General features: G+C 52.4%; 10 protein-coding genes and 1 pseudogene. 2 read left to right on the top strand and 9 right to left on the bottom strand.

Annotated features, from left to right (window positions below; all coding sequences use genetic code 11):
- Positions 1-86: 86 nt before the first annotated feature.
- Positions 87-347 (bottom strand): annotated as a pseudogene (locus IDH41_RS25850) (alcohol dehydrogenase catalytic domain-containing protein); the annotation flags it as partial.
- Positions 348-525: 178 nt separating this feature from the next.
- Between IDH41_RS25850 and IDH41_RS25845 the strand changes: the two are divergent.
- A complete protein-coding gene (locus IDH41_RS25845; RefSeq protein WP_190866313.1) occupies positions 526-1,083 on the top strand; it encodes a TetR/AcrR family transcriptional regulator in 558 nt (185 codons plus the stop codon).
- A 104-nt stretch (positions 1,084-1,187) separates the two neighbouring features.
- Here the strand turns inward: IDH41_RS25845 and IDH41_RS25840 are convergent, their stop codons facing one another.
- The 6 genes from IDH41_RS25840 to pdxR all read right to left on the bottom strand — a co-directional run bounded on the left by IDH41_RS25840 (position 1,188) and on the right by pdxR (position 8,241).
- Positions 1,188-2,156: an NAD(P)-dependent alcohol dehydrogenase gene (locus tag IDH41_RS25840; protein ID WP_190866312.1), complete on the bottom strand. Its 969-nt coding sequence runs from the start codon at positions 2,154-2,156 to the stop codon at positions 1,188-1,190.
- A 25-nt stretch (positions 2,157-2,181) separates the two neighbouring features.
- The gene (locus IDH41_RS25835; RefSeq protein ID WP_190866310.1) at positions 2,182-2,814 is read right to left on the bottom strand and encodes a DUF2306 domain-containing protein; all 633 of its coding nucleotides are present in this window, start codon (positions 2,812-2,814) and stop codon (positions 2,182-2,184) included.
- Positions 2,815-2,834: 20 nt separating this feature from the next.
- Positions 2,835-3,536: a hypothetical protein gene (locus tag IDH41_RS25830; protein ID WP_190866308.1), complete on the bottom strand. Its 702-nt coding sequence runs from the start codon at positions 3,534-3,536 to the stop codon at positions 2,835-2,837.
- On the bottom strand, positions 3,533-3,847 hold the full coding sequence (locus IDH41_RS25825; RefSeq protein WP_190866306.1) for a hypothetical protein: 315 nt from the start codon (positions 3,845-3,847) through the stop codon (positions 3,533-3,535). The genes IDH41_RS25830 and IDH41_RS25825 overlap by 4 nt, the downstream gene beginning before the upstream one ends.
- 208 nt (positions 3,848-4,055) lie before the next feature.
- Positions 4,056-6,848 (bottom strand): LuxR C-terminal-related transcriptional regulator, encoded by a 2,793-nt coding sequence (locus IDH41_RS25820; protein WP_223830068.1) that lies wholly within the window; start codon positions 6,846-6,848, stop codon positions 4,056-4,058.
- Between the two features lies 1 nt (position 6,849).
- On the bottom strand, positions 6,850-8,241 hold the full coding sequence (gene pdxR, locus IDH41_RS25815; protein ID WP_190866305.1) for a MocR-like pyridoxine biosynthesis transcription factor PdxR: 1,392 nt from the start codon (positions 8,239-8,241) through the stop codon (positions 6,850-6,852).
- A gap of 127 nt (positions 8,242-8,368) precedes the next feature.
- Between pdxR and IDH41_RS25810 the strand changes: the two genes are divergently transcribed.
- On the top strand, positions 8,369-9,289 hold the full coding sequence (locus IDH41_RS25810) for a DMT family transporter (protein ID WP_190866303.1): 921 nt from the start codon (positions 8,369-8,371) through the stop codon (positions 9,287-9,289).
- Here IDH41_RS25810 and IDH41_RS25805 read toward each other — a convergent pair.
- Both IDH41_RS25805 and IDH41_RS25800 read right to left on the bottom strand, forming a co-directional pair.
- Positions 9,286-9,645 (bottom strand): MmcQ/YjbR family DNA-binding protein, encoded by a 360-nt coding sequence (locus IDH41_RS25805; RefSeq protein WP_190866301.1) that lies wholly within the window; start codon positions 9,643-9,645, stop codon positions 9,286-9,288. The two genes, IDH41_RS25810 and IDH41_RS25805, sit on opposite strands and share 4 nt — an antisense overlap.
- A 1-nt stretch (position 9,646) precedes the next feature.
- Entirely contained in the window at positions 9,647-10,414 is a 768-nt protein-coding gene (locus IDH41_RS25800; RefSeq protein WP_190866299.1) for a DUF4085 family protein, read from the bottom strand.
- Positions 10,415-10,462 lie beyond the last annotated feature (48 nt).

The raw sequence follows: 10,462 nt of genomic DNA, 5'->3' as shown, positions 1-10,462 counted from the left end.
TGCATAAAAAATCCCCTCCATTGATTCTTCGTCTAGCTTACTACGTTAAGTAACCTAGACTCAAATCCAATTTCGGGGCTTAAGAGTACCCCTACTCGGTCGCCGACGTCATACTTCGTGACATCTGAACCAATCTCGGCGACAATTCCGGCGATCTCGTGACCCGGAACGAGAGGATAGTTAACCGGTCCCCAATCGCCGCGAGCCGTGTGGATATCCGAGTGGCAAATACCGGCGTATTTAATCTCAATAAGGACATCATGCGGCTTCAGATCCCTGCGCTCTATGGCAGTCCGTTCGAACGGACCTTCTGGACTGAATACGGCCCGTGCATTAGCGGTAATCATATAAATACATCCTCCTCTTTTCATATGAATAAACAAAACATATTGTCTAATCAACTCATGTCTATTATTATAGGTTTAGACGCATAAATTCAATGGTTAAAAAAATGCGAAACGTTCATAAATCAACATGGTTTTCATAAATGTTAATTAACTGAGAAGGCTAGGTGAATATTTTCAAATGCCCAAGATGGATCGGAGAATTATTAAAACGCAAGAATCCTTGAAAAAAGCCGTTATTGAATTGATGTCCGAAAAAAACTTCGATGACATTACCATTCAGGATATTGCGGACCGGGCCAACGTAAACCGCGGAACCATCTATCTTCATTATCAGGACAAATACGATTTATTGGATAAACTCATAGAAACGCATTTCAATGAATTAGGGGAAATGGATAAGTGGGCATGTGAGATGGATTGGATCGACGCTCTTGTCCCTTATTTTGAATATTTTGAGGAAAATTATTTGTTTTTTTCAACCATGTTAGCAAGCAAAGCTGCTAAAGGAGCCCCATCATCTTTTAGAACTCGACTTCTTGCTTCCTTTATGGAAGGGTTCAAAGGTGAAATTGACAGAGATAGCGGCAGGAATACTGATTTAAGCGAAGATGTTATGCTGCAATATGCCGGTACAGCCTATGTAGGGGTAATTGAGTGGTGGATCAGGAATGGGATGCCGTATCCGCCGCAAGTTATGGCTAGACAAGTCGGAACTCTGTTAGAAAGAAGTCTGTAGTCCAAGTACAATAAAGAGTTAGGACATTTAATGAAAGAAAGATGACCCCCGACGAATTCGGAGGTCAACGGCTTGTTCGTTCATCTCTTTGCTCGATCGGCATGTCAACCCTGCCGAATGGTTAACACCACATTGCCCTTCTTATGACCTTGCTCCGCATAACGGTGAGCCTCTGCCGCTTGCTCCAGCGGATAACGGTGGTCGATGACCGTACGCAGCACGCCGGCCTCAATCAGTTCTTTTAGATACGTCAAGTCTTCCGCGCTTTCCATCATTGATCCACCGATCACCTTCTTACCGCTCGTCAAGTTGGTCCATATCCCGCGAATAATCGGCAAAGGGCTTACATGGACCGCACGCAGGTAGAAGCCGTTACGTGTCAGACGCTTGACGCAAACCTTGAACGGACTTTTCCCGACCGTATCGAAAATGATATCGTAGGCAGGGCCGTTATCCTCGAACTTTTCTTTCGTATAATCGATGACCCGGTCGGCCCCGAGCGATCTCGCTAACGTCAAATTCGACGTGCTGCATACTCCGGTCACTTCCGCACCGAAATGTTTGGCCAGCTGTACCGCGTATGTCCCGACGCTGCCCGAAGCGCCGTAGACGAGCACGCGACTGCCGCGCCGGATGTTGCCTTTCCGGAGAAAATGCAAGGCCGTGCAGGCGCCGACCGGAACCGCGGCCGCCTCCTCGAACGTAATGTTCGCCGGCTTGAGCGCGACGCTGCTTGACTCGGGCATGCATTTATATTCGGCATACGCGCCGAAGCCCATTCCGCAGGCGGCAAATACGGCATCTCCCGGCTTGTATCGAGTAACGCCGCCACCCGTCGATTCGACCACGCCGGCTAATTCGAATCCAAGAATCCGGACTCGTTTCGGTCGCCGCAATCCGTTGAACAGCCGCGCCAGGAATGGATCTGCTTTGCGCAACCGCCAATCCCCCGCAGCAGCGGTTGCCGCGTAGACCTTAATCAGAATCTCGTCGTTTTTGGGCTCCGGCTTCCGGACCTCCTGCAGCTGCAGAACATCCGGCGGCCCGTACCGCTCGTATACGATTGCCTTCATCCCTTTCCCCCACCTTCAAGTAATATTACCGCTTACGAGCACGATTTCTGCGGATGGCCCATTCGGCCACGGCGAGGTTGATCGCCCAGCCCAAGCCATTCAACATCGCTTCGCCGAGCGCGCTCGGCGGGCCTGCGATCCATTCGCCGGCCATCAGGGTCAGCGCCTGCGTGCCCGCACCGATCCCGATTGCGAAGCCGCGTATCATCCAGGCACGGTGCTTGATCACGTCCCCGCGCAGAATCGCGGTAAAGCCTAGGAGAATGGACGCGACCATGGCCGATCCGAATAGAAGCCGCAAGACAAAAAGCAGCTTGCCGCCGTACGGGATAGCATAGAACAGGGTCATCCACAGCCCCCAAAGCCCAACCAACAGGCCGCATAGAACGAGGAGACGCCCTGCCGTACGGTGCCAACCGGGCCTGCGCCGCCGGAATCCGGGAGCCAACTGGAACGCGCCTAATACGGCGTACAGGCCGGCGCTCAGAATATGCAGGACGACCGGCAGCGGTGTCTCAAAGAAACGTGCGTTGGCCGGCGTTATTTCTTCGCCGCCTGCTAATGAGGCAAGGCGCAAGACGCCGGCGGCGAGCGGGATGACGCACAGAAAGAGCAAGCCGGCGACAAGCAGCTTTCCCGACCCTTTTTGTTGCCGCATCGTTAACATCCGCTTCCCTATCAGGCTTTCTCTCGGCGCTCAGACCAGATCGAATATCCCAGCCAAGCCAGACTCAATCCCACCGGCACTGCTAATACTCGGTCGTAAGGGTGATGGACCAACGAAGACAAAAGGAGGGGCAAAACGGTCCCGAACGCAAGCATACCGGCTGCCCAGCGCGACAGAATTCCGGCTCGAAGCGTAGCGATGCCGAACAGCAGACCTCCGAGCAAATACATGACCCCTGTTATCGAATATACCGTATCGAGGTCTCCGATATTCGATTCGCTGACAGTCCCGCTAACGATCCCCAAGAAGCCCTCCACAAACTGCGGCGCTTCGCTCGCCAACACCGGCGAGATAAAGGCTTCGGCAAATTGAAAGGCCATGGTGAGCGCAAAGAAGAGGCTGAACAGGAGATAGCCGGCCAAACCAAGCCAACCGGCCTGTTCCGTTTGCCTGGCGTAGATCCCCGTTACGCCGAGTAGTCCGAAGAGAGTCATGGCAACGCTCAAGATGTGGACGATTACCCAACGATCGGTGACGACTGCTGATAGAGTATCGATTGGATGGATCATCTGAATGACGATGAAAAGGATCCCTGCCAGTATTGCCGATAAGCCTGCGCAACGGATAAGGTTCGCGGCTGTAATCGCGGCTCGCCGGTCGGTGAGCGGGTGCTCGCTCCCTTTTAAGACTGCGGTTTGGTGATTCGTGGTCATGTGTTTGTCTCCTTCTTTCCCGATTGGTTTGGATTCGTGTCCTCATTGACTTCCTGTCTGTTCGCTTGCTTGGGATCTACCTGGATGACCGAGACCAAAGGCAGACCGAGATCGCGAATTTTCCTCAACAAGCCGTGCAATGCTGGCTGATCGGCTGCCTCGACAGTGAGGATGGTCGTTCCGTCGCTTTCATTGGTGAGGCTTAGCCCTTCAAACCAGCAGGTCCACCGGGCATCAAGGTGACCCTTGAGTCGAAATTCATACCGTCCGGGTTCGTGTTGTTCCTCCGCGGGTTCGCGTGTTTCACTCATTCTTAACCTCCTTCATATCCTCCCGTGGATGCGTCTCCACGTCGTTTCATGCGTTCCTTGCGTAATTAAAAGATACATGTTCATATGGTGAGTCGTCATCACCACATGTGGTGATCGACATGGTGATCTTTCAATGGGGATACAGTGCGGTAAATAGAAATAAGCCCCGGCCAACTTGCCGGGGCGTGAGGTGAGCTATTCGGGCTCGCTATAACAAATCGAGTTCCTCGGCGCGGCGGACTGCTGACCGGCGGCTGTTAACCTGAAGCTTGTCGTAAATGTTCTTAGTGTGGGTCCGCAAGGTGTTCAGTGACACCCTGAGCTCGCGGGCAATGTCCGGGCCGCTTAAGTCGGTTCCAAGCAGCCGAAGCACGTCATGTTCACGATCGCTTAATGTTTCGCTCAATGGCTCGCTCGCAACCTGCTTTTCAGGTGTTCTTCCTTTATCCTTTCCAAAGGCTTCCAAGATCCGGCGGACATAGTTAGGGGCGATCCCCTTTCTCATGGCCGCTTCCAGCAGATCCGCCGCGGGTCGGCCTTCGTCCGCGAAGATACGGACGTAGCCCTCCGGCTCGGCCAGGGTAAGAGCGCGTTCCAGCGGCACAAGCGCAGCCGGGATGTCGCCTTGCATATGATGCGCAAGTGCTTGCAAGACCAGGATTTCGATCACGCTTCCCGTTCTCCCGCCTTCTTCCGCCGCTTGAAGGAGTCGCTCCAGAAGCCCCGATGCCTCGTGCATGGAACGGTCCGCACGGTCGCTCATATACCGGGCCAATAACACCCTGGCCAAGGTGATGTGCTCAAATTCACGCAGGTAGCAAAGGTCGTCCGTGGCGGACAGGCCCTCTTCCCGTACCCAGTCGAGAGCTTCACCTATTCTACCCTGCGCAACCCATACTCTTGTCTTCAACGCCTTTACGGGACGTACATTTAGGAAAAAATCGCTTACATACAGATGCTCCGCCTCTCGGAGCAGTTCGAGCGCGCCGTTCAGATCGCCTTGGGCCTCCCGTATTCGAGCCAACGCTACGCTCGAGCGATACCGGTATTGCGGGAATCCGGTATGCGCGCCTTGCTCCTCGCTTCTCTGCACATATTGCGCGGCGGCTTGCAGATCGTCATGCTCACGGCAAAGCTCGCTCATCCCAACGTAAATGTCTGCCGTTCCCCGCAATTCAGGCTCGCCATGATCCGCTGCAAGACGCAATCCCCGTTCATAGGCACGCATCGCCTCGCGGAGTTGGCCTTGCGCAATACGTATCTCGGCTAGTGCGATAGCGCCATTAATCGCGTCAGAGATAGCCCCGGACAGTTGCACGCCAGCAATGCCATCGGCAAACATCCGGTGTGCCTCCTCGAGATCCCCGCTTCTCCAGGATGCGAGTCCCAGGAGCGCTGTTGCCGCTCCGCGCGGGAGAGGGTCGTCTTCAGGCACGAGGTCGAGCACCCTTCGGGCGTATTTCATGGTGCCGGGTACATCCCCTAATACCAAGGCTAATCCGGCGCGGTACACGGCGATCAAACCCGGGAGACGGCGAAATTCCTCTTCGTCCGCGACGACCATCTCGGCCGGCAGGGCGTGTTCCCGCTCACGCATGTCTGCCGTTGTCGCAAGCCACTGTTCGGCGACTCGAAGCCGGTCCTCGACGGCCTCCAGCTTGCCGCCGGCAAGCAACGCTCCGGCATACCAGACGCTGAGCACAGGCCTGTAGCGGACCGTCTCATCAGGGAGCGATTTGAGCCACCGCAACATCGCTGCCTCCTGTCTGCTCCTGCGTAAGGAAGGTATAGCCAATTCGACCAGATCCGCCGCTCGCCCGAAATCCTCGGCGGCCACTGCATGGCGGATCGCATCGTCGGCCGAGCCATGCTGCTCGTGCCAGAGGCTCGCGCGCCGATGAAGCGCAGCTACCTGATCGGGTTGATCCGTCCTTAAATGCGTAGAGAGAACCTCGGCAAACAAGTGATGATAACGGTACCATTGGCGCCTGTCATCCAGCGGAACGACAAAGAAGCTGCCTCGCTCCAAGGACTGGAGCCGCGCGGCGCCTTCCTCCTGACCGGTGACGGCATCGCATAAAGGGCCATGCAGCTGGTCAAGAACGGAGGTCTGAAGCAGGAAGCTTCGGATCGGGTCGGGCTGGCGCTGCAGAACCTCTTCGACCAGATAGTCCATAATGTACCGGTTGTCTCCGGCGAATTCCCGAATGAACGCGGGAATATCCTTGCGCCCCTGCATCGAGAGCGCGGCCAGCTGAAGCCCCGCAATCCAGCCTTCGGTACGCGTCTCCAGAGCGGTCGTTTCGTCTGCCGTGAGATCCAATCCCATAACCTGATTTAGGAATGCGGCGGCTTCGCCGGGAGTAAAGCGCAGGTCGGCGTCGCGCAGCTCGGTCAAGTGGCCCCTGGCGCGCAACCGACCCAAGGGAAGCTGCGGATTTTCGCGAGTGGCGATGACCAGGTGCATCTGCGGCGGGAGATGCTCGAGCAGGAAGCTGATCGCATCGTCGATCCATTTGGCATCGATAACATGGTAATCGTCCAAAACGAGGACGAATTTGTACGGGAGATCTGAGATTTCATTGATCAAGACCGTTAGAATCGAGTCGGTGGACGGCGGCTGCGGGGATTCGAGCGCACTAACCGCGCCTCCTCCAAAATTGTCCTCAATCGTCTGCAGAGCTGCGACAAGGTGAGATAAGAAGCGCGTTGTGTCGATATCCGCTTCATCCAGCGACAACCATGCGACAGGTCGATCGCAACCCGCGACCCATTCGCTGACCAGCGTCGTCTTGCCAAAGCCGGCGGAGGCGGAGACGAGAGTCAGCTTGCGGCTCAGCCCTTCGTTCAGCCTATCGATCAGGCGCAGTCTTTGGACAACCTTCATCCGTGGCACGGGGATATACAGCTTTGTGGCAAGAATAGGCATATTCATAGATTTGTACTCGCAAATAAAGAAATGCAACCCACATTTTTCATAGAAATTGATCGCCCGCCCCATCTTATTCGTTCTTATAATTCATAAATCGATGCAGCAAGGCTATGCCTTTACGGATTTCGTCCGGCTTCAAGTGACCGTAGCCGAGCAGCAATTTATTCGCATGCTCGCCTTTTCGGATGCTGTGATGATCCACGGGCGTAACGCGAATACCATTTTGTCTGCTGCCGATCATAAACGCATCGTCGAATCGTAAGCCCGGAAACGCAATGGCCAGATGCAATCCGGCGGCATCCCCCCATAAGCTCCAAGCATCTCCGAAATACTCCTTCAGCGTGGACAACAGCACTTGCCTGCGCTCTCCGTATACCTTTTTCATTTTCCCGATATGCCGGTCCAGCTTTCTCGTATGCAGAAATTCGGCTAACGCGGCTTGCTCGAATGGCGGATTCTGTACATCCGTATACGTGCGTAATGAACGCCAGCGCTCGTGAAGAGCGCCTGGAAGAATCACATAACCGATGCGAAGCGCCGGGAACAGCACCTTGCTGAATGTGCCGACGTAGATCACTCGCCCTGGGTCCATGGCATATAGCGGCGCTACCGGATCGCCGTAATACCGGAATTCGCTGTCATAATCATCTTCCATGATATAGAGTCCGTTCTCTCTCGCAAATCGGATTAAGGCGGCGCGACGGCCGGCCGGCAGGATTCCCCCCAGCGGAAATTGATGGGACGGCGTAACATAAACCGCGCAGGCCTCTTTGCCGTTCAGATATTCCGTTCGCAGCCCCTGCTCATCTACGGGAATAGGCGCAATCGGATAACCTTTATGGAGAAACGTCTGCAAGATACCGATATTGCATGGATCTTCGATCAAAATTTTTTTGCCTTCCTTATGCAGCAAGCCGGCAACCAAATGAAGCGCTTGGGTGGCGCCGGCCGTTATGAAGATATCGCGCGCATCCACGGCCAGGCCCTTACTTCGATAAAGCCAGGCGGCAATCTCTTCGCGCAATCTTGGCAAACCTTGAGGACCGCTATAACCGAATTCGGTTGACGGCATCTCTTTGAAAGTCTTTTGCAAAATTTGCTGCCATTGATACCGTGGAAAGTGCTGTAAATCGGGTTGTCCCGTACGAAAATCAGCCCGAAACGCCGGCGCGGGCACTTCCTCTTTCTGCAAGGCGGGCTCGGCGATTTTCTCGAGGCGCAAGCCCTCGGCGACTCTTGTCGGCGCTCCTTGACGGCTCAAGACAAAACCTTCGACGATTAACATCTCATAGGCTTCATTAACCGTATTCCTCGATACCTTCAACGCCTCCGCAAGCTCCCGGGTAGAAGGCAAGGCTTCTCCTGCCGGCAGCTTGCCGTTCAAAATCCGGTCCCTCAGCATCCGATAGATTTGGCGTTTCAACGAAACCTCGCTTTGCCGCTGCAATTCGACTCCCCACATAGCTCCTCCAACTGGTCTGTATGAATTCGTGCTGAACTGGTTCTTTACCCTTACCCGTTCATTGACTAAGATTGTAACATATTTTTCTATGAGGCTATGACCGAACAATAGCGGGGGATGTGGTTTTTTGGATCGCTTGAAAGGAAGGCTTTACCTGTTTTGCGCATTTTCGCTTGCGGGCACGTCCGTGATTGCGGCGAGGTTTGTGAACGATAAGCTTGGAACCTATACGATCACGGCTGTCAGCTTGTTGTTTGCCCTGTTGTTCCTGCTTCCTTTAACTTGGACAGAGCTCGTGAATACGGTCCGCAGGCTGCATGCAAAGGATTGGATGCTTCTGTTGGTTCAGGCTCTATTCGGCATCTTTTTATTCCGGATGTTTTTGCTTTACGGTCTATTACATACCAGCGCAGCGGAAGCCGGGATCTTAACCGGAGCAACGCCTGCCGCCACCGTTGTTCTCGCCTTGCTTCTGCTCAAGGAGCCGGTCGATCGGACGAAGCTGACCGGTATTCTAAGTACCATAGGAGGCATCGTTCTCATCCAGGGGATTTTCTCGGCAGGCGGCAAATTTTCGGCAGAACATGTATTGGGAAACGTACTGGTGCTTTGCGCTGCGCTTAGCGAATCTTTATTCAATATCTTCTCGCGAACCGCCGCCGTCGGAACCGTTCGCTCGCGAAGAGAACCGCTTCATCCTCTTGTTCAATCCACTCTTGTATGTGCCGCCGCATTGGTTCTCTGCCTGGTTCCTTCCTTCTTCGAGAACCCGGTATCCTCTCTTTCCTTCATCGGTTGGAGAGAATGGCTCGCCTTGATTTGGTATGGGCCGTTTGTCACGGCCATTGCGTTCATTTTCTGGTATGCGGGCATCAAAAGATGCCCTGCCTCGGAGGCGGCCGCATTCTCCGGTATGATGCCGTTTACGGCTTTATTGCTGTCCGTATCGGTTCTGGGAGAGCATGCCGGATGGCAGCAATGGACCGGCGGCGGTCTCGTTGTTCTTGGGATGGTACTGATCGGAGGAGGCGTTCGGGCAAAGGATTAGCTCATTTCCGTTAAAGATTCTCGAACGCTTTTAGGGAGATTTTTGACAACCAAATCGTAAGAGTGGTCAATCATGGCAAAGACGTCCGACTCCGGCAAGGAACCATCAATAGCAACGGTATTCCAGTGCTTTTTGTTCATGTGATACGCCGGACGAACGGCTCCATGCTGCTCTCTTAAATTATCGGCAATCACCGGGTCGCATTTTAAGTTTAATAGAGTATGCTTCCCCATGTCCTCGAAAATAAGCGCGAACATTTTATTTTCAATTTTGATCACTAACGGATCGGGGCCGAAGGGATAGTCCTTAACCGCGCCTTTCTTCTGTAAACAGTATTCGATGATCGTATTCTTCAATTCAGCAACTCTCCTTGAATGAAACATATTCGGCCGAAATAATAAAATCGGTTAAACCCATCTTGTTGTTATGAAATAAGACATGAAACTCATATTCGTCGTTGACTTTATAGACTTCCTCATACAGCCACCAGGAATCTTCCAATGAACCTTCTTGCTTTATTATTTTAAAATTTTTAAAGGTGACTTCATCAATATTTGTAAAACCGCCTGAGTTATCAAGGAGTAATGTTAAGGACATATCTTTCTGAACGGATTTTGTAATCGTACAATCATGAAATCCGAAATTTCCAATAATTTCTTTATCCAGTGTGTCGGAAGCTTCTTCCAAATATCTTCTATAATTCTCACTTGTTGCGGTTACAGACCTTTCATTATCCTCACAAAATTTAGCTACAGCGTTTATAACGGTTCGGGTTGCTTTATTTAAAGTAAACACCCTAATATCGGCTATCTGTTTTAATATGGTTTCTGGTAATTCCTTTTTTAAAAGTTCTTGATTATAGATGAAGCCCTCATGGAATTGTTCAATTGCAATATCTCTATTAAAGGGCTCATATTCAATATTATCATTTGTATTGACTGTTTCGTTGTTTTTCATTAAAGAAGCAACTTCTTCTTGTAAGTTGAGCCAATTATTTAACTCAGTGTTATAAAGTTGTTGAAAAAATTGTTGTGAAAATGTTTCAGCTTGCTTTTCTTCTTCTAAACCTAGATGGAAACTTGTTTTTTGACAAAGTTCATACCACTCTTTGGTCAAATATTTCATTTTATTTCCCTCGCTTCTCCCTAAAAATACGATTCGGCAACCAATTCC

It is taken from the genome of Paenibacillus arenilitoris, from assembly GCF_014705655.1.
GTDB lineage: Bacteria > Bacillota > Bacilli > Paenibacillales > Paenibacillaceae > Pristimantibacillus > Pristimantibacillus arenilitoris.
The sequence above is the reverse complement of the archived record's forward strand: the minus strand, read 5'-3'. Positions and strand labels throughout refer to the sequence as shown.